Here is a 21,901-nt window from a genome sequence, read left to right on the forward strand (position 1 = left end):
TTGAAGGTTCCGGAGCAGTTGCGGGGTCCGGTAGCGACCTACCTGCCCTTCGTGCTCCTGGCGACCCTGACCGGTTTCACGCTGTCGGCGGACGGCCCCCGTGCCCTGGAACTGGCCCTCTGCGGACTCGCGGCCGGATGGATACTGGGCCTGTTCGCCCTGCCGCCGGCCTGGCGGGAAAGCGTCACGGTGATGGCCGTCTTCCTCGGCGTGCTGACAGCGATCACCCTGGTCCTCGTGCTCGAGGCGCCGTGGTTCGGCTGCTTCACCCCGGCGCTGTACGTCTACGCGTTCCGGCTCCTGCCGTGGCCGTGGGTCCTCCCCGGCGTCGCGGCGGTAGCGGTGGTGGCCGGGACCGCACAGGCCTACGACGTCGAGACGGACACCTTCTCCGGCGTGCTGATCTACCTTGCCGTACTGGTCGTCAACGTCGGGCCGATGTGCGGTTTCGCCTGGTTCGCCTGGCGCGGTGGCGAGCGCAACCGGCAACGCGAGCAGGCGTTGCGTGAGCTGGCCGAAGCGAACCGGCGGCTGGAAGCGAGCCTCGCCGAGAACGCCGCCCTGCACGACCAGCTGCTCGCCAGGGCGCGCGAGACCGCCGTGCACGACGAACGCGAACGGATGGCACGCGAAATCCACGACACGCTGGCGCAGGGGCTCACCGGGATCATCACGCAGCTGCGGGCGGCCGAGCACGACCCGGAATCCTGGCGGCGGCGTGCCGCCACGGCGACCGCGCTGGCGCGGGAAAGCCTGGCCGAAGCCCGGCGTTCGGTGCACGCACTGCGGCCCGAGCCCTTGCGGACGTCACGGCTGGGCGAGGCACTTGGCGACGTCGCCGAACGATGGTCGGCACTACACGGCGTCACGGTGCGGGTCACCACGACCGGGACCGTGACGCCGCTGTCCCCGGAGACCGAGGTCGCGTTGCTGCGCACCGCGCAGGAGGCGCTGGCGAACGTCGCCCACCACGCTCAGGCGACCACGGCGGGGGTGACACTGTCCTACCTGGAGGGTGAGGTGGCCCTGGACGTGCGGGACGACGGCCGGGGTTTCGACCCGCTGGATCCACGCGGTGACACCACCGGTGGCGGTTTCGGACTGACGGCGATGCGCCAGCGGGTCGAGAACCTGTCGGGAACGTTGCGGATCGAGTCCGAACCGGGCGGCGGCACCGGGATCTCGGCCCGCGTCCCCCTCGGGACGGACCAGGGGTGACACCAGCGCATCCGCCGAGCTGAAGCGCCCTTTTCCGGGTTTCGTTGGGACCACGACTAAAATAGGTCCAGTGTGCCGATCCAGTGCGACCCTCGCGGTCTGGTCTTCTGCGTGGCTGAACGGGGCCGCCGCCTCCGACGACGTCCTTGACGCCCTTCAGGTCTGGGGTGAGGCCCACGACGTCGTCGCCGCGGACGCCGCGGCCGCCGAGGCGTTCGACCTGCCGCTCGCGTTCAACCGCGCCGCGACCCCGGTCCAGTTGCTGCTCGCGCTGCGCTCGCAGGGCGCGAAGAGCATGGAGCTGCTGCTGCCGGTACCCGGCGATGTCCGCGGTCTGGGTGGCGGTGGCCAATTCATGGCGGCCGCGTTGCGGACCGGCGAGGCGGTCTTGTTGCCGGATCTCGGCTACGGCCTGATCCCGGAGTCGATCGCCGAAGGTCTCATGCGCTGGACCGTCTACTCGGTACCCACCCCGGGCGTCCTGGAGTTCCGGTCGCTGGGCGAGGCCGAACACGGCCTGACCGACGCGATCCGCGCGAGCGCCGGCGCGCTGCAGTCGCTCGACGTCGCCAGCGAGCGACCGGGGGTGCGTGCGGAACTTTCGGCGAGGCTGCGGGCGGCCACCGACGCACCGTGGCCCGCCGGTATGCCGGGCCGTTCGCTGCGCGTGCTGCAGCGGTCGGAGGAGATCGCGGCGATCCTGGCGATCGCCGAATCCGACGATCCGGGCGGCGCGCTGTCGGCTTCAGCCGCGCTTCGGCGGTCCGAGGCGTTGCGGCCGCTGAGCGAGGCGGTCCGGAACGCGCGGTGCGCCGCGATCAACGAAGCGGTGCGGGTGTTCGCGGACCAGGCGGATCGACACCCTTAGCCGTACGGTCTACGGACGCGCTGGCCTCTTCGCCGGTTCACAACACGCCACCGCGCAAGGCGCCCCGTTCACCGTGCACCCGGCGGCGGGGAACGGCGACAGCTTCCGCGCCGGCGCGCCTTCCGTGTGCTCACGGATCAGCTCCACGACCAGCTCCGCGAACCGGGGATCGGTGTCCGGGGTGGCGGCCCGCGCGAAGGCCATGCCGTGTTCCGCGGCGCGCTCGGCGGCCTCGTTGTCGAGGTCCCAGATCACTTCGAGGTGGTCCGACACGAATCCCACCGGACAGACCACGACCGAGGTGACGCCCTCCGCGTGCAGCGCGTCGATGTGGTCGACGATGTCCGGCTCCAGCCACGGCACCTGCGGCGGGCCGGAGCGCGACTGCCAGACGACGTCGTAGGTCTCGATCCCCGCTTCGGCCGCGACGAGACGGGCGGCCTCGGCGATCTGGCGCGAGTAGCGGTGGCCGCCTTCCGAGGGGGGTCCGGACGCGGCGTCGGCGGACTCGGGGACCGAGTGCGCGCAGAAGACCGTCCGGGTTCCGGGCCGGTTCCCCAGCTCGGCGTGGGCGGCGCGGACGGCGTCGGCGAAGGCCGCGATGAACAGCGGGTGGTCGAAGAACTGCCGCAGCTTCACCAGTTCCGGCGCGCCGTCCCCGACGGCCGCGCGGGCGCGCTCGATGTCCTCGTCGTACTGGCGGCAAGCGGAGTAGCCGCCGTACGCGCTCGTGGGGAAGACCAGCACGCGCTGGGCTCCCGCCTTGGTGATCTCCGCCAGGGTCTCTTCGACCATCGGCCGCCAGTTGCGGTTGCCGAAGTGGACGGGCAGGTCGATCCCGGCCACCGCGAGCTGCTTCTCCACCGCGGAGATCGCGTCACGGTTCAGGCGGTTGATCGGCGAGACCCCGCCGAAGTGCTGGTAGTGCTCGGCGACCTCGAGGAGTCGTTCCCTCGGGACCCCCCGGCCCCGCGTGACGTTCTCCAGGAACGGCATCACCTCGTCGGGTCCCTCGGGACCACCGAACGAAAGCCAAAGCAGCGCGTCGTAACCCACCCTGACATCTTGCTCTTGTGGCGCCCCGCACGCTGACCCGACCCGTTTTGAACCAGTCGATCCAAAACCTGGTACGGTCGCTTCCATGGCCAGGCCGAAGGAATTCGACGAGCGCACCGCGATCGGGCGCGCCATGGACGCGTTCTGGCTTCGCGGTTACGAGGGCACGTCCACCCAAGCCCTCTGCGAGGCCACCGGCCTCGGCCGCAGCAGTATCTACAACACCTTCGCCAGCAAGCACGAGCTGTTCATGCGCGCGCTCGACCACTACGCCGAACGCGGTATCGCCTCCAGGGCGGCGTTGCTGGAGGAGGGCGAGACAGGCATCGAGCGGTTCCGGGCCCTGTTCTCCTACACCATCGACGAGGAGGTCGCGACCCATGGCCGCGGCTGCCTCGTGGTCAACACGGTGGCCGAGTTCGGCGATCGCGACGCCGAGGTCAAGGCGCGGATCGACGCCGACACGAAACGACATCTGACCCTCCTCGCGGCCTGCGCCTTGGAAGGCCAGCACGATGGGACTGTCGACAGGTCCCGTAAGCCCGCCGATATCGCCGAGTTCGCGCACAGCACCGTCGCCGGGCTCCGGTTGATGTCCCGGCGCGGGGCCGACCGGGCGGCCATGGAGGCCGTGGCGGGCATCGCCCTGGACGCGATCGCCGCGAAGTAGACCCGACAGAACCCGGGTGCGACGCTGCCCACATTTTGGACTGATCAATACAAAACCTGGAGGAAGTCCCGTGCCTTTGGCAGTCTGCGTCCTCGGGCTGAGCGTGTTCGCGCTCGGCACGTCCGAGTTCATGATCACCGGCCTGCTGCCGGGGATGGCGGCCGACCTGAACGTCGGCATCCCCGAAGCCGGGCTGCTCATCTCGGCCTTCGCGATCGGCATGGTCGTCGGCGCTCCCCTGCTCGCGATCGCCACCCTGCGCGTGCCGAGGCGCGCCACCTTGATGGGTTTGCTCGTCGTCTTCGGGCTTTCGCACGTCGTCGGCGCGCTCGGTTCGGGTTACCCGCTCCTGTTCGCGACCCGCGTCGTCAGCGCGGTCGCCTGTGCCGGGTTCTGGGCGGTCGCGGCCGCCACCGCCGTCGCGCTGGTCCCGGCCGAGCGACGCGGGCGCGCACTGGCCATCCTGGTCGGCGGACTCACCGTCGCGAACATCGCCGGCGTCCCCGCCGGAACCTTCCTCGGGCAGCACGCGGGCTGGCGGGCGGCGTTCTGGGCGGTCACAGCGCTGACCGTCGTCGCGCTGATCGGCGTCTTCGCCCTCGTCCCGGAGACACAGGACGGCGCCAAGACCGAGATCGCGACCGAGCTGCGGCTCTACCGCGGCGGCCGGTTCTGGCTGGCGCTGGGCGTGATCGCCCTCGCCCAGGCGATGATCTTCGCGACGTTCAGCTACCTGGCGCCGCTACTGACCGACGTCGCCGGATTGCCCGAAGGCTGGGTTCCCGGCGTGCTCTCCCTGTTCGGGCTCGGTGCGTTGATCGGGATCACCGTGGGAGGGCGCCTCGCGGACGCGAGGCCATTCCTGACGCTCTACGGCGGTCTGGCCCTCGCTCTGCTCGCCTTGGTCCTGCTCGCGGTGTCCGGCCCGGTGACCCCGTTGGCGATCTTCGCGGTCTTCCTGTTCGGCGTCGCGGGATTCGGCGTCAACCCCGCCTTGAACGTGCGCGCCTTCGCCGTGGCGGGCAACGCGCCCACGCTCGTCGGCGCGAGCACGACTGCCGCGTTCAACGTCGGCAACACCGTCGGCCCGTGGCTCGGCGGCGAGTCGATCGACGCCGGTCTCGGCTATCCCAGCGTCGCGTGGGTGAGCGTCGGCCTCGGCGTCGCCACGATGCTCGCCCTCACCTTCGCCGCCGGTGTCCAGCGCACCGACGACACCCGCTTGGTCCGCGAACCCGTTACCCAGTAAGGAGAACAATGTCCGAACGCACCGAAGCCACGCTCACCGAGTTCTTCCGCCGAATGTCCACAGGGGACACCGACGGAGCCACGGAACTCTTCGCCGACGAGGTCGCGTGGGACATCCCCGGCGCGACCGAACTGGTCCCGTGGATCGGCCCGCGCCGGAACCCGGCGGAGATCCGCGAGTTCCACGACCTGCTCGACAAGGGGCTCGTCAAGGACCGGTTCGACGTCGAACGCCTCCTCGTCGACGGGCCGCACGCGGTCGCGGTCGGCCGTCTGCGCTCGACGATCCGCACTACCGGCAAGGTGATCGAGACGGCCTTCTCCATCCAGCTCGAGGTGAACGACGACGGCCTGATCACCAAGTACCTGCTGCTCGAAGATTCCTGGCATGTCGCACAAGCCGTCCTCCCCTGAAGGGGACGGCGGCGGCCGCTCCTATTGTCCACAAGGAACACAAGTGAGGGCTTCGCGGCGACGCTCCGGTCCCGGTGACGAAAGTCAGCCGCGACAGCCGTAGGCCTTCACGGACTTCCAGCACGCTCAGCGCCGCTCTTGATGGTCCGGATGTGACATCACTGGTGCCTGCAAGGTTCGGGCGATGGAGGATTTGGGACGTTGAACGTCCCAAATCCTCCATCGTCGGCCTGCGCCATGGCGAAGAGGTGCCCGACCTGCAAAGTGCCGACTTCGCCGGAACCCCGGCGTTAGCCCCAGAAGGGGGCCGTCACGCGCGGGGAAGACCTCAGAAGCCGGTGGCGTGCAGACCGCCGTCGACCATGATCATCGAGCCGGTGGTGGCGGGCAGCCAGTCCGACAGCACGGCGCAGACGGACTTCGCCGTCGGGTCCGGGTCGGAGCTGTCCCAGCCGAGCGGAGCGCGGTCGCCCCAGCCGTTCTCCAGATCCGCGAAGCCCGGGATCGACTTCGCGGCCATGGTCTTCATCGGACCGGCGCTGACCAGGTTGACCCGGATGCCCTGCGGGCCCAGGTCGCGGGCCAGGTACCGGTTCACCGACTCCAGCGCGGCCTTCGCGACGCCCATCCAGTTGTAGGCGGGCCACGCGACACGCGCGTCGAAGTCCATGCCGACGATCGACGAACCCCGCGAGAGCAGCGGCAGCGTCGCCACGGCGAGGGCCTTGAAGGAGTACGCCGAGACGTCGACGGCCACCTTCACGTCCTCGCTGGGGGCGTCCAGGAACGGCGCGCCGAGGCAGGACTGCGGGGCGAACCCGATCGAGTGCAGCACACCGTCGAGACCGTCGACGTGCTCACGGACACGGTCGGCGAGCGAGTCGAGGTGTTCCTGGTTGGTGACGTCCAGCTCCAGCACCGGCGCCTCCTCGGGGAGACGCTTGGCGATGCGCTCGACGAGCGACAGCCTGCCGAAGCCGGTGAGCACGACCTTCGCGCCCTCCTGCTGCGCGATCTTGGCCGCGTGGAACGCGAGCGAGGCGTCGGTGATGACGCCGGTGATCAGCAGGCGCTTGCCTTCGAGCAGTCCTGGCACGGGACCTCCAGTCCGGAATGGGTGAGCAGTACGGGAAAAGCGGGGGACGTCAGTGGCCCATGCCGAGGCCGCCGTCGACCGGCAGCACCGCGCCGTTGACGTACCCGGCCTCTTCGGAGGCGAGGTACCGGACGGCGGCGGCGATCTCCGACGGCTCGGCGTACCGGCCGGAGGGAACCTGGGCGAGGATCTCCTTCTTGCGGTCCTCGCCGAGTTCGTCGGTCATGTCCGTGGCGACGAAGCCCGGGGCGATGACGTTCGAGGTGATGTTGCGCGAGCCCAGTTCACGGGCCAGCGATCGGGCGAGACCGACGAGGCCCGCCTTGCTCGCCGCGTAGTTGACCTGGCCGGCGGAACCGGTGAGGCCGACGACGGACGAGATGAAGATGTAGCGGCCCCACTTGCCGCGCAGCATGCCACGAGAGGCGCGCTTGGCGACCCGGTAGGCGCCGGTGAGGTTGGCGTCCACCACGCGGGTGAACTGGTCCTCGCTCATGCGCATGAGGAGGGTGTCATCGGTCATCCCGGCGTTCGCGACCAGGACCTCGACGGGCCCCTGGTGCTCCTCGACGAGCTTGAACGCGGCGTCGATCTGCTCGGCGTCCGTGACGTCGGCTTGCACGCCGAAGAGGCCTTCGGGCGCGCCGGAACCGCGGTGCGTGATCGCGACCTTGTGTCCCTGCGCCGCGAGGTCCTTCGCGATCGCCAAACCGATGCCGCGGTTGCCGCCGGTGACCAGTACCGACCGTCCCACTTAGCTCTCCTCGCCTCGTCCTCGTCCCGCTGACGCACTGAGGTTATCGGCTCACCCGGGACCGGCCGGAGCCGCGCCACCGCTACCTCCGAGTAACCGCGACCGTCCTAAGCGGATGTTAGGAACCGGGCCGAAACCTTGCCCAGTCGTCACGGATTGTTCACCGTGAGCCGGAACACAGGAGGTCAAAGATGACAACCCGGATCGGTGAACCGTCGCCGCCCGTAAGCGAGAGGCGAGTCGTCGGCAACGTGCTGCGCGGCTCGATCGGCAACCTGGTCGAGTGGTACGACTGGTACGCCTACGCCGCCTTCACCACGTATTTCGCCAAGTCCTTCTTCCCGACGAAGGACACCACGGCGGCCTTCCTCGGCACGGCGGCGGTGTTCGCCGTCGGGTTCCTCATGCGGCCGCTCGGCGGCTGGATGCTGGGCCGGTTCGCCGACCGGTTCGGGCGGCGAAGCGCTCTCGTGCTTTCCGTCACGTTGATGGCGGCCGGGTCGCTGATGATCGCGCTGACGCCGACCTACGCCACGATCGGGATCGCCGCGCCGATCCTGCTGCTGGTGGCCCGGCTCATCCAGGGGCTCTCGGTCGGCGGTGAGTATTCGACCTCCGCGACCTATCTGTCCGAAGTGGCCACTCCCGGCAAACGCGGCTTCTACTCCAGCTTCCAGTACGTGACGCTGTACGGCGGCCAGCTGCTGGCGCTCGGGCTCCAGCTGCTGCTGCAGGCCATCCTCACCGAACAGCAGCTGACGTCGTGGGGCTGGCGGATCGCGTTCGTCGTCGGCGCGCTGGCCGCGGTCGTGGTGATGTTCCTGCGCCGCGGGATGGACGAGTCGGCCAGCTTCGAGGAGGCCAAGGCGTCCGGCACCGGCAAGGAGGCGGGCGACAAGGGCACGCTGCGCGCGCTGATCAAGTACCCCAAGGAGATCGCGCTCGTCGTCGGGCTCACCCTCGGCGGCACGGTGTCCTTCTACACCTTCGCCACCTACAGCCAGAAGTTCATGGAGAACACCGCCGGTATCCCGCGCCGCACGGTCACGCTGATCCTGTTCTGCGCGATCCTCGTCGCCGCGATCCTGCAGCCGTTCGCCGGCAAGCTGTCGGACCGCATCGGCCGTCGCCCGCTGCTGATGTTCTTCGGGATCGCCGGCACGCTGCTGACCGTCCCGATCATGACGCTGATGGGCGGGACCAAGCAGCCGGTGCTCGCGTTCCTGCTGATGCTGGCCGGACTCGTCATCGTCACCGGGTACACCTCGATCAACGCGATCGTGAAGGCCGAGCTGTTCCCGACGAAGATCCGCGCCATCGGCGTCGGGCTCCCCTACGCGCTCACCGTGGCGATCTTCGGCGGCACCGCCGAGCTCATCGCGCAGGCGCTGAAGGGCGCCGGCCACGAATCGGTGTTCTTCTTCTACGTCGCGGGCTGCGTCCTGGTGTCGCTCATCGTGTACGGCACAATGCGGGAAACCTCGAAGACGTCGGAGCTGGACAAGAAGACCCGTCCCGAAGCCGAGCTCGTGTCCGGCCGCGAAGGCTAGGCGGGAAGGTGTGGCCGTGCGCGTGCTGCTCGTCGAAGACGACGCCGGAGTCGCCGACGCGCTCGTCGAAACACTCCAGGCGCGCGGCCACACCGTCTCCCACGCGATCCGCGGCAGCGACGCGCTGCACCGGCATCGCGCGGCCGACGTGATCCTGCTGGATCTCAACCTGCCCGACATGAACGGGCTCGACGTCCTCAGGAAGGTCCGGCAGGTCTCGCCGGTTCCGGTGCTCGTGCTCACCGCCATCGGGGACGAGCGGTCCGTGGTGCGCGGCCTGCGGCTCGGCGCCGACGACTACCTGACCAAACCGTTCCGCCTGGCCGAACTGCTGGCGAGGATGGACGCGGTCGTCCGGCGAGCCGCGGTCTCGACCGCTCCGCAAGACGGCGTCGTCCGCGTCGAAGACGTCGAGATCGACCTGCACGCGCGGCGCGTGCTCGTCGACGGGACCGACATCGGGCTCACCGCCAAGGAATTCGCCGTCCTGGCCGTGCTCGCCGCGCGGCCGGGTACCGCGGTGAGCCGCCAGCAGCTGATGGACGAGGTCTGGGGCGACGCGTACCTCGCCGTCTCCCGCTCACTGGACGTGCATCTGACCCAGCTGCGCGCGAAGCTCGACAGGCCGGGACTGCTGACGACGATCCGGGGCTTCGGCTATCGGCTGGGCCGGGACTGACCGGTGCGCACCCGCCTGCTGGCCGTCCTCGTGGCACTCGCGCTGACCGTGGTCGCCGCGTTCGCGGTCCCGCTGTTCGGCTCGACCGCGGCGCAGCGGACCCAGCAGCTGGTCATCGCCCGCAACGCCGACGTCGACCGGTTCGTCGTCCTCGCCCAGCAGGCCGTCGACACCGACGATCTCTCCGCGCTGGCGGTCGACGCGGCGCGGTATTCGTCGTTATACGGCGAGGCCGTCGTCGTGGTCGACGCGCGCGGTATGCCGATGGTCGAGACCGGCGGGATGGCGGCCGCGGAACCGGTGGTGCGCTCGCTGGTCGAGTCCGCCCTGCGCAACCAGCCCGCGAAAGGCCCCGAACAGCTGAGCCCGTGGTCCGCCGACCCGGTCTACTTCGCCCGTCCGGTCGGCACCGGGACGCGGGTGGCGGGCGTGGTCGTGCTGCGGGCGTCCGTGGCGACCGCCGCGGCCGACGTCGCCGCCCGCTGGGCCGCGATCGTCGCGGGAGCGGTTCTGGTGGCGGCGTTGTTCGTGCTGCTCGCGGTCCTGCTGGCGCGGTGGATGGTGCGGCCGCTGCACGAACTGGAAACCGGCGTCCAGGCGGTGACCGAGGGACATCGCGCGCAGGTCCCCGACCGGGCGGGGCCGAGGGAACTGCGGTCGCTCGCGACCTCGTTCAACCGGATGTCCGACGCCGTCGTCGAGGCCTCGGAACAGCAGCGCCGTCTCGTCGCGGACACGTCACACCAGTTGCGGAATCCCCTGGCCGCCTTGCGCCTGCGGGTCGATTCGCTGGCCGCGCAGGTCGGCGGTGACGGCCAGCGGGCCTACCGGGCGACCGTCGCCGAGGTCGAGCGCCTGGAATCCCTGCTCGACGGACTGCTCGCGCTGGCACTCGCCGAAAGCGCGGTGACCCGGCTGGCCGCGGGCGAACCCGGCGACGAACCCTGCGATCTCCCTTCCGTGCTCGCGGAACGGGTCGACGCGTGGCGTCCGTCGGCCGACGACGCGGGAGTCGACCTCGCGGCCGCGGAAGGCCACCACGAGCCGGTGACCGTGCGGTGCCCGGAAGGCGATCTGGGCCAAGTGCTCGACGTCCTGCTGGACAACGCGGTGCACTACGCCGGCCGCGGCGCGACCATCACCACCGGCTACGAAACCGGTGACACGACCGCCACGGTCTTCGTGTCCGACAACGGACCCGGACTGTCCACAGAGGACCGTGAACGCGCGACCGAACGGTTCTGGCGTGCCGGTGGTGACGGCGCGCCACGGGGAACGGGACTCGGGCTCTCGATCGCGAACCAGCATGTGCTCGCCAGGGGCGGGAAACTCGAACTGCGCCAAGCCGAACCGCACGGACTCGAAGTCCGCGTCGAACTCCCTCTGGCGACGGGAGGAACGCCATGACCGTCACGAGGCGCACCGCCATCTTCGCCGGCCTCGCCGCCCTCGCGGGCTGTTCGACGGCGGGGTATCAAGGGCCGGAACGCGAGGTCGTCATCGCGGCGGGCGAGAGCGGCGGTTTCTACCTCGCCTTCGCGGAACTGCTGGCCCAGCAGCTGAACCGGGCCGAACCGCGGCTGCGCGCGACGGCCGTCGCGACCGAGGCCAGCGTCGAGAACCTGCGACGGCTGCGGGACGGCCGGGCCGATCTCGGGCTCGTCCTCGGCGACGTCGCCGAATCCGCCTTCGCCGGCGCGGATCCGTTCACCGTCCCGATCGCGTTCTCGGCCATCGGCCGCGTCTACGAGAACTATCACCAGCTCGTGGTCCGCGCGGACGGCGGCGTGCGATCCCTCGCCGATCTCGCCGGGCGGCCGGTGGCGATGGGCGCGAACGGGTCCGGCGTGGCGGTGTTCAGCACCCGGCTGTTCGCCAGGGCCGAAGTCCCGGTGAAACCGAAGAACCTCCTGCTCGGAGAAGCGATCAACGCGCTGGTGGCGCACGAGGTCGACGCGCTGTTCTGGTCGGGCGGCATCCCCACGCCCGCGCTGACCGAGCTGAACCGGACCACCGCGATCACCCTCCTCCCCCTCGACGCGCACCTCCCGGCGTTGCGCGCGGGCTACGGACCGGTGTACGACCAGGTCCACGTTCCGTCGCAGGCCTACCAAGGAGTCGGCGAGCTGCGCACCATCGGCGTCGCGAACCTGTTGCTGGCGGCGCCTTCCCTGCCCGACGACGTCGCCGCCGCCGTCGCGCGCACCCTGGCCGGACACGCCGCCGACCTCGTCCCGGCGCCTGCCGTCGGGACCCAGTTCCTCGACGTCCGGACGCTGATCGGCACCGGCAAGGTGCCACTGCACCCTGGGTCCGCGTCGGCCTACCGTGCCCTGCACGGGTGATCCGGACTCCATCTCCAGAGGGATGCGCGTCGCACCAGGGCGCTGCCAGGGTCGGAAGAAGGCGGCCATCGGGCCGCCCCGATCCGGAAGGACTCCAGCAGTGTCATCGAGACACACCAGGGTGGTGCGGGGTTCGGCGCTGATCGCGGGCCTCGCGCTCGCGGGCGGGCTCGTCACGGCGGCCCCCGCCGTCGCGGCCGACCAGGCCAAGCTCACCGCACCGGCCCTCACCGGCCACTACGACGTCGGCACCACCGACCTCCATCTCGTCGACGGCTCCCGCGCCGATCCGTGGCAGCCGGAGCGGCGCCGGGAACTCATGGTCACCGTCACCTACCCGGCGGAGCGGTTCGCCGAAGGGCCGCGGGCGCCGTGGCTCACGCCCGGGATGAGCGCCGTCATCGACCAGGCACTGGCGGGCGAGGACTACCTCGGCCTCCCGGTCGGCTCCATCGACTGGGCGTCGGCGAAGCGGAGGGCCGAGATCGGCGTCCCCGTGGCGCACGGCGCCCCGAAGCCGGTCGCGCTCTTCTCCCCCGGTTTCGGCGGCCCACGGGAGACGTACTCGGCGATCGTCGACGATCTGGCGAGCCGCGGCTATGTGGTCGTCTCGCTCTCGCACACCTACGAGAGCGCGGCGGTCGAATTCCCCGGCGGACGGCTGGAAACCGCGCTACCGCCCGGAGAAGGTCCCGAGTTCATGAAGAAGGCGCTCGACGCGCGGGTCGCCGACAGCCGGTTCGTCCTCGACCAGCTCGCCAAGATCGCCAAGGGCGAGAATCCCGACGCGGAGAAGCGGCAGCTCCCCCAGGGGCTCGGCTGGTCGCTCGACCTGTCCAGGGTCGGCGCCTACGGGCATTCCTACGGCGGGTTCACCGCCGGTGAGACGATGGTCCACGACCGCCGGGTCGACGCCGGGATCAACCTCGACGGCGCCATGGCGACCGCGTTCGGCTATCCGCCGGGCAGTGCCTACGTGCCCGGCGAAGTCACGAAACGCGGGCTCGACCGGCCGTTCATGCTGATGGGTGCCGAGGGTGTCGACGAGAACGGGAAGCCAAGGGAGCACACGCACCGGCATCCCGAATTCGACCGCAGCTGGGCGGATTTCTGGGCCAGCCAGCGGGGCTGGAAGCGGGATCTGCTCCTACGCGGCGGCAGCACGCACATGTCGTACAGCGATCTGCAGGTCGTGGTGCCGCAGCTCGGTTCGCGAGTGGCGCCGGAGAAGCGGGAAGCGGTGATCGGCACCATCGATCCCCGTCGTTCGCTCGCCGCGCAACGGGAGTACATCGGCGCGTTCTTCGACCTGCACCTGAAGGGCCGGGACAGGCACCTGTTCGACGGTGAGTCGCCACGGCATCCGAACATCGACTTCATCGACTGACCGGACGCGCGTGAAGGCCTTCGTCCCAGACGGGGATGAAGGCCTTCACACAAGTCGGGAGCTAGCCACCAGGTCCACGCCGCCCTAGCCAAACCCAGCTGCCCCACGAAGGAGGTCGCCACGTCGTATCGCACTAGTATGTTTCAGACATGGTGACGTAACGCAACCACACGCTCAGACGACCTCTGACACATGCGGTTACTTGCCACAGAAGCGCGAGACAGAGCCAAGGCCCCCTGGCAGGGGCACACGGATACACGCTTGGCAAATGCGACAGCAGTGCCAGAAGAAACACATTTGAATGACCTATATTTGCCTCCAGGCCTATCTGCGCAGGCCCTCCGATGAGCAGCCCGAAATCAACAAGGAACTCCACTGCAGAGCAACATTTAATTGAGATAAACCGCGACGCTAGCGATTCAATCAAACAAACTTTGGAGTTTCATCGCGATCGAGTTGGAAAGCTTCTACAGCTCGACATCGACATCAAGACGTGGGAAAAAAGGTTGTCAAGCCGCCCCGAAATCAGTCAAATTAGAGAGGGGCAAGTAAGTCTCGCGCATTCTATATACGCCGCAGCCGCCGGCCAGTACAGGCACGCATATTCAGGGCTTCGACTATTTTTAGAGCTAAGCTTTGCGGCAGTATACTTTTCAGCAAATGAGCTATCGCGCAGGCGATGGATATCAGATCGGCAGGATTTTTCATGGTCGCGCGCACTCGACGAGACTGAAGGAATTCTCGCAAAGGACTTCGTCCAGGAGTTCAATCCACGAGCCGTCGAGAGTGCAGCAAAGTATGCCGTCGCGGCTGCTTCGTGCTACAGAACCTGCTCCCAATTCCTGCACGGAAAAGAAACAGTAACACGCGACCTGCCAGTATCATTTTCTTATACTGAAAGCGCCTTTGTGCCATGGAGCGAGGTGGCGCTAAAGTCTGCTGAATGCGTGCTATTTTTGATATTCTGCAGGTACGGCGACGAGACTTCGCTTGCCGACCAGGGAATTTTAGCGACCCTTGAGCACTCCTTCTCGCACATCGAATTTATGCGAGAAATACTTGGCATGCCCGTAGAAAAGAAGGCGGATCAGTAATGGCCGGGGATTTCTTCTTCAGGACAGAAGATATCAGACGCGAAGAAGTTATGGATTACCTGGTCGAAACCACAACAGACAGGACAATTATTGATACGCTCAAAGGTCGTTCGCCGGTAATCCTTCGAGGCAGCCGCGGCGTCGGAAAATCTTTTTTGCTGCGCGTCGCCGAAACAGAGCTACTTACGTCCATCAATAGCGATAAGGTTCTTCCCGTATATGTAACATTTGCTCGCGCAACGCTAATAACCGACCCTACTGCGGAGAGGTTTCTTTTATGGATGATGGCCAAGCTATGCAACCAGATAGTTCGCGCAGCCTCAGTCAATGGATACACTCTCCCTGAAGGTGCGACGATTGCCGCCATTAGAGGCGAAAACTCCTCTTCCACTCGATCTCACCTGCAGAATATTGAAGACAGCTTCGAAAACGCCTGGCGCGGCGCCCAGGAAATCGACCCCAAAGACGTCCCCGGACCAGAAACAATCAGGGACGCCGTGGAAGATCTGTGTCGCCACACGGGATTAAATCGCATTGCGATTTTTGTAGACGAGGCGGCTCACGTATTTCTACCAGAACAACAGCGACAATTCTTCACGCTCATGCGCGACCTCAGAAGCCCATTTATATCCGTCAAAGCTGCAGTTTATCCCGGCGCGACCGCGTTTGGCCACTCGTTCCAGCCCAGCCACGACGCCACGGTTCTAACCGTAGATCGAACTGTAACAGAGCGACAATATCCCGAAGCGATGCGCGAAATTGTACTCAAACAAGACAGGTCCATCAGTACTTCAATAGAGCGCAACGGCGAGATTTTTGATGTTTTAGCATACGCAGCCACCGGAAATCCGCGAATTCTGCTCAAGACGTTAAGTCGCAGCACTCCTTTCAATAGAAGAAACGTCCAAGAAAGCATTCGCGAGTACTATCGCGAGGAAATCTGGGCGGAACACTCGAGTCTGGCCGAACGCTTTCCCGGCCATCGCGAGCTCATCGACTGGGGCAGAACTTTCATAGAAAGCGACGTTCTACCAGAACTTCATAGGCGCAACAAGGGAGGAAATAAGGAAACGTCCTCATACATATGGGTCCATCGCGACGCCCCTCAGGCGGCACGCGAAGCACTACGTCTTCTATGCTATAGCGGAATCTTACAAGAAGGCGTCTCCGGAATCAGGGCCACTCGCAGCGAGGTTGGCACTAGGTATATGGTAAACCTTGGTTGCCAGTTCGCATTAAATGCAGAACCCGTTGCCTACGGAGCCCATGTCCGAAAGTCTTTATCAATAAAACGTTTTGTCGAGTTCGGCGCAAATCACTACGCATACAAGAAAATCAAGGATTTTGCGATCGGCGATCTCGATGCCAGCGACAACTTGGCACTTACCGCGCGTCTTGCCACCTCAAGTAGCGTTCTCGATATATCCTCGTTTCAGAAGTCAAAATTAGCAGAGCTAAATCTCGCAACAATAGGTCAAGTCCTCGGCGCCAGCGAAAAAGACTTCACAAAAGCGTATTACGTCGGCGAGAAGCGCGCACGCCAAATGCGCAACGCTGCGGTAGCCGCAGTTCTGGAGTACCTCTCTGGCTAAAGAATGCTTCACTGCCCTTGAAGGGGTTTTCTCATGTCCGGCATGAGACAACCCCTTCAAGGCGAAGGCGGTAGGGTTGGAATCGTGACAGAGCCACGGAAACCGATCGTCGAGATGCCGCTGCGCGTGCGCTACCACGAATGCGACGGGCAGGGCATCGTCTTCAACGCGCACTATCTCGCCTACGTCGACATGGCCATGTTCGACGTGGAGAAGGCCCTCTTCGGATCCCACAAGAACGCGCTGGAGCACGGCGCCGACCTCGTGGTCGCCGAATCGAACCTCCGCTACCACGCGCCGTGCCGCTACGACGACGACCTGGTCATCGCCGTTTTCCTGGACCATCTCGGGACGACGTCGCTGATCATCGACTTCGAGATCCGCCGCGGCGGAACCCTGTGCACGGAGGTGAAGACGCGCTACGTCTTCGTCGATCCGGTGACGCTCAGGAAGGCGGCGCCGCCCGCGTCCGTGCGCGAGGCGTACGCCGCCCTCCTGCCCGCTCAGGCGGACTGAACGCCGGGGCGCCGGTCCTCCACGGCGTAGCTGGCCCGCGTGCTGATCGGCGCGCCGGGGGTGTTGACGTAGGGCACCACCCGGAAGTCGCTGCGCCAGCGCTGGCGGTTCACGTTGACCCGGACGTAGCCGCGCTGGTTGTTGAAGAACTTCATGTGCGGGTTGGCCTTCAGCAGGTTCTCCCCGGCGGGTGTCATGTCGGCGCCGTTGCCACCACTGGTGATCGACGTCCCGACAAACTCGCTCGCCACGGTGGGCGAACCCGGGTCGCCGAAGTCGCGCTTGAGGTCCCAGGCGTAGTTCTGGTGCCGGTCGCCGGTGATGACCACCAGGTTCCGCACGCCCCGGTCCTGAGCCGCGGCGAGGACACGGTCACGGTCGGCGACGTAGCCGTCCCACGGGTCGAGGTAGACGTTGGTGGCGGCGCCCGCGTCAGTGTCGGTCTGGCCCATCGGCGCCTGGTTGCCCAGGATTTGCCATCGCGCGCGGGATCGGGAAAAGCCGTCGAGCAGCCACTGCCGCTGTTCCGCGCCGAGCAGGGTCCTGTCTTCGTCGAAGCGATCGGTGCAGTTCGCCGACTGGCCGTCACCGCAGGGCTGGTCGTCGCGGTACTGGCGGGTGTCGAGCATGGTGAACTCGGCGAGCGTGCCGTAGCTCAGGCGCCGGTGCAGCCGCGCGTCCGGCCCCTTCGGCAGCTGGGCGACGCGGTACGGCAGGTGCTCGTACATCGCCTGGAACGCCTGGGCGCGGCGCTGGCGGAACACCGCCGGGTCCTGGTCGGGTTCGTTGTCGGCTTGGGAGTGGTCGCCCGCCCAGTTGTTCTCGACCTCGTGGTCGTCGTTGACGTGGATCCACGGGAAGGCGGCGTGCGCGGCCATCAACGGCGCCTCGGACTTGTAGAGCGCGTACTGCAGCCGGTAGCGGGCGAGATCGAAGGTCTCGCCCTTGAACTGCGGCCCGACCGGCGTGCCGCGACCGACGCCCGTGACGCCGCTTTCGTAGAGGTAGTCCCCCAGGTGCACGACCAGGTCGAGGTCTTCGGCCGCCATGTGCTCGTACGCGGTGAAGTGCCCAGCCTCCCAGTTCTGGCACGACGCGAACGCGAAGTTCAGCTCGCGCGGCGACGACCACGCGACCGGCGCGGTCCGCGTGCGGCCGACCGGAGAGATCTCCCCGCCCGCGCGGAAGCGGTAGAAGTACTCGTGGTCCGGCGCGAGACCGTGGATCTCGGGGTGCACGGAGTGACCGAGTTCGGGCGTGGCGACCGCGGACCCGCGGCGGATCACGGCGCGGAACCGCTCGTCGAGCGACACCTCGTACTCGACGCGAACCGGCGTCCGCGGCATACCGCTGAAGCCGTCGGCTTCGTAGGGCCGCGGCGCGAGCCTGGTCCAGAGCACGACACCGCCGGGCAACGGATCGCCCGACGCGACGCCGAGGGTGAACGGGTCGCCGGCACCGCGAGCGAGCGGCATCGCGCCGGCGGCGTTCCAGGCACCGGTCCCCAGCAGGACGGCGGCCGCCCCGGCGGAGCCGTAACCGAGGAAGCGACGCCGCGACAGGGGGTGAGGGAGCGAAGGCATGAAGCCCTCCTGTGGTGGGATGGTCACGGGCGGGCCTCATGCTCGTCCGGCTTGATGGCCACCCGGCCGCGCTCAGGCGAAGCGCCCGTGAACGAAAGACGATCAACCCTCGTGTTCCGCATCCTGTTCTACCGCCCGGAAATCCCGCCCAACACGGGTAACGCGATCCGCTTGACCGCGAACACCGGCTGCGAACTCCACCTGGTGGAGCCGCTCGGTTTCACGCTGGAGGACAAGCAGTTGCGGCGTGCCGGGCTCGACTACCACGACCTCGCGCGCGTCCACGTCCACGCGGACCTCGACGCGGCGTGGGCGGCGCTGCTCCCCGCGCGGGTGTACGCGTTCAGTGCTTCGGCGACGCGGCTGCACACCGACGTCGCGTACGAGCCAGGAGACGTGCTGATGTTCGGGCCGGAGTCGGCCGGGCTGCCTCTTGAGGTTCAGTCGGCCCCCGAGGTGACCGATCGGGTGCGGCTGCCGATGCTGCCGTCGAGCCGGTCCCTGAACCTTTCGAACACCGCCGCGATCAGTGTCTACGAGGCTTGGCGGCAGAACGGCTTCGCGACCCCGTGAAGTGTCATGAGGGGTCCCCTACGGCAACCGCTGCCCCAGGAAGAGCGAAGCGGCGGCGCCGATCATCAAGACCAAAGTCCCGATGATGACCCATGGACGGCTCGCGTCGGCGTCCTTCAGTTCGTAACCGATCTGCTCGCCGAGGTCGTTGTACACGCGTTTCAGCTCGTCCGCGCTGGCCGCCTTGTAGAAATCGCCGCCCGAAAGCCGCGCGATCTCCTCCAGCGACTCGTCGTCGACCTTCACGTCCTGGGGTTTGCCGTCGATGTCGACCGAGCCGTGCGTGGTCCCGAACGAGATCGACGAGATCGGCACCTGTGCCTGTTTGGCGGCCTGCGCGGCCGTGTAGCCGCCTCGCGGTGCGTACAGGTCGTCCGGGACCGTCTGTTTGCCGTCACTCATCAGGACGATCCGGGCGGGTGGCGGGCCTTCCGCGCCACCGACGATCGCCGAGAAACTCTCGATCGACTGCAGCGCGGCGAAGATCCCTTCACCGGTGGCCGTCGACTGCGCGAGCTTCAGGTTGTCGATCGCCTTCACGACACCGCCGCGATCGGTGGTCGGCGCGACCAGCACGGTCGCCGTCCCCGCGAACGAGATCAGCCCGAGGTTCACCCCCGGGGTCATGTTCTGCGCGAACGAACGCGCCGACTCCTGGGCCGCCTTCAGCCGGGTGGGCGCGACGTCGGTCGCTTCCATCGACAGCGAGGTGTCGATCACCAGCATCACGGTGGCCCGGTTGCGGGGCACCTTCTGCTCGGCCGTCGGTCCGGCGAGGGCGACGGTGAGCACCAGCAGCGACAACACGATCAGGATGGCGGGAACGTGCCGCACCCAGCCTTGGCTCTTCGGCGCGATCTTGTCCAGCAGTTCCAGGTTGGCGAACCGCATGGTGCGCTTGCGCCGCGCGCGCTGGGAAAGCACGTAACCGACGGCGACCGCGGCGACCGCCAGCAGCAGCAGGAACCACCACGGCGAGGCGAATCCGGTCAGGCTCACGCGACACCACCGGACCAGCGGCGTTTGCGGGCCACCACAAACCGGACCATGTCGGCGATCCAGTCCGAATCGGTGCGCAGCACCAGATGCGCGGCACCGGCCCGCCGCAGCGCGGCCGCGACCTCCTGCCGGTGAGCGTGCGCCGCGGCGCCGAATTCCTTGCGCAGCAAGGCCGAAGCGTGCACTTCGCGCTGTTTCCCTGTCTCCGGGTCGGCCAGCACGACGGTGCCCACGTCGGGCAGGTCGATGTCGCGCGGGTCGAGGACTTCGATGGCGATGAGGTCGTGGTGCCCGCCGAGGGCACGCAACGCGCGCTGCCATTCCGTGTCACCGAGGAAGTCGGAGATCACGACGGCGAGCCCGCGACGGCGGGGCGGACGGCGCAGTTTCTCCAGCGCCGCGGCGAGATCCCCGCGGACACCCACTTCGGCACGCGGGGTCTCGGCGATCTTGCGGACCAGCCCCCGCGCGTGCGGAAGACCGCCGCGCGCCGGGATACGCGTGATACTGCCCGCCCCGTTCGTGACCAGCGCGCCGATCCGGTTGCCGCCCCCACCGGTCAGGTGGGCGACCGCGGCCGTCGCGCAGACGACCAGGTCACGCTTCTCGCACAGCGCGGTACCGAAGTCGAGGCTCGCGGACACGTCCGCCACCAGCCACGTCTCCAGTTCACGGTCGGCGACGGTCTCCCGGATATGCGGACTCGTCGTCCGCGCGGTGACCGCCCAGTCCATCCGGCGGACGTCGTCGCCGGGCTGATACGGCCGGGCTTCCCCCGGTTCCGAACCCGGTCCTGGCACCAGTCCGAGGTGGTTTCCCTGCAGCAGACCGTCGAGACGGCGGCGCACGTCGAGTTCGAGCGTGCGCAGGCCCGCCTCCATCCGCTCCCCGCGGAGTACCGGCGGAGCCCAGGAAGGACGTTCGCCCTTCTCGTTCTTCACGCGACTTCCCTACCTGACCGGTACGCCTGCCGGGACCGGGCCGCCCTGCCCGGTGCCGCCCTGCGGACGGGCCGAGACCTGCGGCAACGGCACGGTCTGCAGCACCCGCGTGATGATGTGGTCGATGGGGACGCCGTCGGCCAGCGCGTCGTAGGACAGCACGAGCCGGTGACGCAGCACGTCCGGGACGACGTCGACGACGTCCTGCGGCAGCACGTAGTCGCGGCCGCGGACCAGCGCCAGCGCCCGCGAGGCGGCGATGATGCCGAGGCTGGCACGCGGCGAGGCACCGTAGGACACCCAGCCCGCGACGTCGGCGAGACCGTGGTCGTTCGGGGTACGGGTGGTCAGCACGAGACGGACGACGTAGTCGACCAGCGCGTGGTGCACGAACACCTGCGAGGCCACGCCCTGCAGCCGGACCAGCTCACCCGGGGAGAGCACCTCCTGCGGGGTGGGCGGGGTGACACCCATCCGGTAGATGATCTCCCGCTCTTCCTCGGCGGTCGGGTACTCGACGACGATCTTGAAGAGGAACCGGTCGCGCTGCGCCTCGGGCAGCGGGTACACGCCCTCGTTCTCGATCGGGTTCTGCGTGGCGAGCACGAGGAACGGGTCGGGCATCTCGAAGGTCTGCCCGCCGATCGACACGTGCCGCTCCGCCATCACCTCGAGCATTGCCGACTGCACCTTCGCGGGCGCGCGGTTGATCTCGTCGGCGAGCACGAAGTTCGCCACCACCGGGCCCAGCTCGACGTCGAACCGCTCGGCGCCCTGCCGGTAGATCCGGGTGCCGAGGATGTCTGCGGGGACCAGGTCAGGGGTGAACTGCACGCGGGAGAACGAGCCCCCGACCACTCGCGCGAAGGTCTCGACGGCGAGGGTCTTCGCGACACCGGGGACACCTTCGAGCAGGAGGTGGCCCTTGGCCAGCAGGCCGACCAGCATCCGCTCGACCAGCCTGTCCTGGCCGACGATGATCCGCTTGACCTCGAACACGGTCCGCTCCAGCAACTGGGCGTCCCGCGCCGGCGTTCCGGGCTGCTGCTGCGCGCCGTCGGCGTAGCCGGGCTCGGTCACTCGTGCCTCCTGTGTTCCCCGCTTGCGTTCTTGCGTCCGGATGTGACCGTAGTGGTCGGTGGCACAGCCGTGCGTGAAGGTAGCCAACCGGACCACCGGTATGACGGCTGTGAAGGGGGCCATCCAGGCTAGGCCGTGTCCTAAGAGCCTGTCTGTGATCCCGATGGTGGGTATGGGTCGGGCCTCTGCTAGTGATCTAGACACCACATCATGATCACGACCAGCAGAGGCCCGATCT

The 21,901-nt window shown here is 67.7% G+C and carries 21 protein-coding genes; 14 read left to right on the forward strand and 7 right to left on the reverse strand.

Annotated features, from left to right (window positions below):
* Positions 1-1,218, forward strand: coding sequence for a sensor histidine kinase (locus tag ACZ7KI_RS38410; protein WP_470277923.1), 1,218 nt, complete (start codon positions 1-3; stop codon positions 1,216-1,218).
* Between the two features lie 70 nt (positions 1,219-1,288).
* A complete protein-coding gene (locus ACZ7KI_RS38415; protein ID WP_470277924.1) occupies positions 1,289-2,086 on the forward strand; it encodes a hypothetical protein in 798 nt (265 codons plus the stop codon).
* A gap of 9 nt (positions 2,087-2,095) precedes the next feature.
* Here ACZ7KI_RS38415 and ACZ7KI_RS38420 read toward each other — a convergent pair whose 3' ends face one another.
* Positions 2,096-3,142: a ferrochelatase gene (locus tag ACZ7KI_RS38420; RefSeq protein WP_470277925.1), complete on the reverse strand. Its 1,047-nt coding sequence runs from the start codon at positions 3,140-3,142 to the stop codon at positions 2,096-2,098.
* An 85-nt stretch (positions 3,143-3,227) separates the two neighbouring features.
* Between ACZ7KI_RS38420 and ACZ7KI_RS38425 the strand changes: the two genes are divergently transcribed.
* From ACZ7KI_RS38425 to ACZ7KI_RS38435, 3 genes are all read left to right on the forward strand, one after another.
* The gene (locus ACZ7KI_RS38425; protein ID WP_470277926.1) at positions 3,228-3,812 is read left to right on the forward strand and encodes a TetR/AcrR family transcriptional regulator; all 585 of its coding nucleotides are present in this window, start codon (positions 3,228-3,230) and stop codon (positions 3,810-3,812) included.
* Positions 3,813-3,882: 70 nt separating this feature from the next.
* Positions 3,883-5,061, forward strand: a complete 1,179-nt coding sequence (locus tag ACZ7KI_RS38430) for a Cmx/CmrA family chloramphenicol efflux MFS transporter (protein ID WP_470277927.1) — start codon at positions 3,883-3,885, stop codon at positions 5,059-5,061.
* Positions 5,062-5,069: 8 nt separating this feature from the next.
* Positions 5,070-5,474: a nuclear transport factor 2 family protein gene (locus tag ACZ7KI_RS38435; RefSeq protein ID WP_470277928.1), complete on the forward strand. Its 405-nt coding sequence runs from the start codon at positions 5,070-5,072 to the stop codon at positions 5,472-5,474.
* Positions 5,475-5,802: 328 nt separating this feature from the next.
* Here the strand turns inward: ACZ7KI_RS38435 and fabI are convergent, their stop codons facing one another.
* Together fabI and fabG are read right to left on the reverse strand one after the other, a co-directional pair.
* Positions 5,803-6,570 (reverse strand): enoyl-ACP reductase FabI, encoded by a 768-nt coding sequence (fabI, locus tag ACZ7KI_RS38440; protein ID WP_061986623.1) that lies wholly within the window; start codon positions 6,568-6,570, stop codon positions 5,803-5,805.
* Positions 6,571-6,619: 49 nt separating this feature from the next.
* On the reverse strand, positions 6,620-7,324 hold the full coding sequence (gene fabG, locus ACZ7KI_RS38445) for a 3-oxoacyl-ACP reductase FabG (protein ID WP_470277929.1): 705 nt from the start codon (positions 7,322-7,324) through the stop codon (positions 6,620-6,622).
* Between the two features lie 191 nt (positions 7,325-7,515).
* Between fabG and ACZ7KI_RS38450 the strand changes: the two genes are divergently transcribed.
* The 8 genes from ACZ7KI_RS38450 (at position 7,516) to ACZ7KI_RS38485 (ending at position 16,487) form a co-directional block, all read left to right on the forward strand.
* Positions 7,516-8,874: an MFS transporter gene (locus ACZ7KI_RS38450; RefSeq protein ID WP_470277930.1), complete on the forward strand. Its 1,359-nt coding sequence runs from the start codon at positions 7,516-7,518 to the stop codon at positions 8,872-8,874.
* A 16-nt stretch (positions 8,875-8,890) separates the two neighbouring features.
* Positions 8,891-9,553 carry a response regulator transcription factor gene (locus ACZ7KI_RS38455; protein WP_470277931.1) on the forward strand — a complete coding sequence of 221 codons (663 nt, stop codon included), beginning with the start codon at positions 8,891-8,893 and terminating at the stop codon, positions 9,551-9,553.
* A 3-nt stretch (positions 9,554-9,556) separates the two neighbouring features.
* Positions 9,557-10,960: a sensor histidine kinase gene (locus tag ACZ7KI_RS38460; protein ID WP_470277932.1), complete on the forward strand. Its 1,404-nt coding sequence runs from the start codon at positions 9,557-9,559 to the stop codon at positions 10,958-10,960.
* Positions 10,957-11,898, forward strand: coding sequence for a TAXI family TRAP transporter solute-binding subunit (locus tag ACZ7KI_RS38465; RefSeq protein WP_470277933.1), 942 nt, complete (start codon positions 10,957-10,959; stop codon positions 11,896-11,898). The genes ACZ7KI_RS38460 and ACZ7KI_RS38465 overlap by 4 nt, the downstream gene beginning before the upstream one ends.
* 100 nt (positions 11,899-11,998) lie before the next feature.
* Positions 11,999-13,285: an alpha/beta hydrolase family protein gene (locus tag ACZ7KI_RS38470; protein ID WP_470277934.1), complete on the forward strand. Its 1,287-nt coding sequence runs from the start codon at positions 11,999-12,001 to the stop codon at positions 13,283-13,285.
* A 344-nt stretch (positions 13,286-13,629) separates the two neighbouring features.
* Entirely contained in the window at positions 13,630-14,379 is a 750-nt protein-coding gene (locus ACZ7KI_RS38475) for a hypothetical protein (protein ID WP_470277935.1), read from the forward strand.
* A complete protein-coding gene (locus tag ACZ7KI_RS38480) occupies positions 14,379-15,971 on the forward strand; it encodes a hypothetical protein (protein ID WP_470277936.1) in 1,593 nt (530 codons plus the stop codon). Before ACZ7KI_RS38475 ends, ACZ7KI_RS38480 begins: the two co-directional genes overlap by 1 nt.
* 84 nt (positions 15,972-16,055) lie before the next feature.
* Positions 16,056-16,487 carry an acyl-CoA thioesterase gene (locus tag ACZ7KI_RS38485; RefSeq protein ID WP_470277937.1) on the forward strand — a complete coding sequence of 144 codons (432 nt, stop codon included), beginning with the start codon at positions 16,056-16,058 and terminating at the stop codon, positions 16,485-16,487.
* On the opposite strand, the gene ACZ7KI_RS38490 is transcribed toward ACZ7KI_RS38485, so the two are convergent.
* The gene (locus tag ACZ7KI_RS38490) at positions 16,475-18,070 is read right to left on the reverse strand and encodes an alkaline phosphatase D family protein (RefSeq protein WP_470277938.1); all 1,596 of its coding nucleotides are present in this window, start codon (positions 18,068-18,070) and stop codon (positions 16,475-16,477) included. The genes ACZ7KI_RS38485 and ACZ7KI_RS38490 overlap by 13 nt on opposite strands.
* A 111-nt stretch (positions 18,071-18,181) precedes the next feature.
* Between ACZ7KI_RS38490 and ACZ7KI_RS38495 the strand changes: the two genes are divergently transcribed.
* Positions 18,182-18,643, forward strand: a complete 462-nt coding sequence (locus ACZ7KI_RS38495) for a tRNA (cytidine(34)-2'-O)-methyltransferase (RefSeq protein WP_470277939.1) — start codon at positions 18,182-18,184, stop codon at positions 18,641-18,643.
* Between the two features lie 18 nt (positions 18,644-18,661).
* Here the strand turns inward: ACZ7KI_RS38495 and ACZ7KI_RS38500 are convergent, their stop codons facing one another.
* The 3 genes from ACZ7KI_RS38500 to ACZ7KI_RS38510 form a co-directional block, all read right to left on the reverse strand.
* Complete coding sequence (locus tag ACZ7KI_RS38500) at positions 18,662-19,642, reverse strand: VWA domain-containing protein (protein WP_465501806.1); 981 nt, start codon at positions 19,640-19,642, stop codon at positions 18,662-18,664.
* Positions 19,639-20,523, reverse strand: a complete 885-nt coding sequence (locus ACZ7KI_RS38505) for a DUF58 domain-containing protein (protein WP_465494975.1) — start codon at positions 20,521-20,523, stop codon at positions 19,639-19,641. The genes ACZ7KI_RS38500 and ACZ7KI_RS38505 overlap by 4 nt, the downstream gene beginning before the upstream one ends.
* A 69-nt stretch (positions 20,524-20,592) precedes the next feature.
* Positions 20,593-21,663, reverse strand: a complete 1,071-nt coding sequence (locus ACZ7KI_RS38510; protein ID WP_465501805.1) for an AAA family ATPase — start codon at positions 21,661-21,663, stop codon at positions 20,593-20,595.
* Between the last annotated feature and the right edge of the window lie 238 nt (positions 21,664-21,901).

It is taken from the genome of Amycolatopsis sp. NPDC039088, assembly GCF_055598845.1.

Coding starts and splice junctions, on each gene's coding strand:
- ACZ7KI_RS38425 (WP_470277926.1), top strand. CDS start 3,228: ATGGCCAGGCCGAAGGAATTCGACGAGCGCACCGCGATCGGGCGCGCC.
- ACZ7KI_RS38435 (WP_470277928.1), top strand. CDS start 5,070: ATGTCCGAACGCACCGAAGCCACGCTCACCGAGTTCTTCCGCCGAATG.
- ACZ7KI_RS38450 (WP_470277930.1), top strand. CDS start 7,516: ATGACAACCCGGATCGGTGAACCGTCGCCGCCCGTAAGCGAGAGGCGA.
- ACZ7KI_RS38465 (WP_470277933.1), top strand. CDS start 10,957: ATGACCGTCACGAGGCGCACCGCCATCTTCGCCGGCCTCGCCGCCCTC.
- ACZ7KI_RS38475 (WP_470277935.1), top strand. CDS start 13,630: ATGAGCAGCCCGAAATCAACAAGGAACTCCACTGCAGAGCAACATTTA.
- ACZ7KI_RS38480 (WP_470277936.1), top strand. CDS start 14,379: ATGGCCGGGGATTTCTTCTTCAGGACAGAAGATATCAGACGCGAAGAA.
- ACZ7KI_RS38490 (WP_470277938.1), bottom strand. CDS start 18,070: ATGCCTTCGCTCCCTCACCCCCTGTCGCGGCGTCGCTTCCTCGGTTAC.
- ACZ7KI_RS38505 (WP_465494975.1), bottom strand. CDS start 20,523: ATGGAGGCGGGCCTGCGCACGCTCGAACTCGACGTGCGCCGCCGTCTC.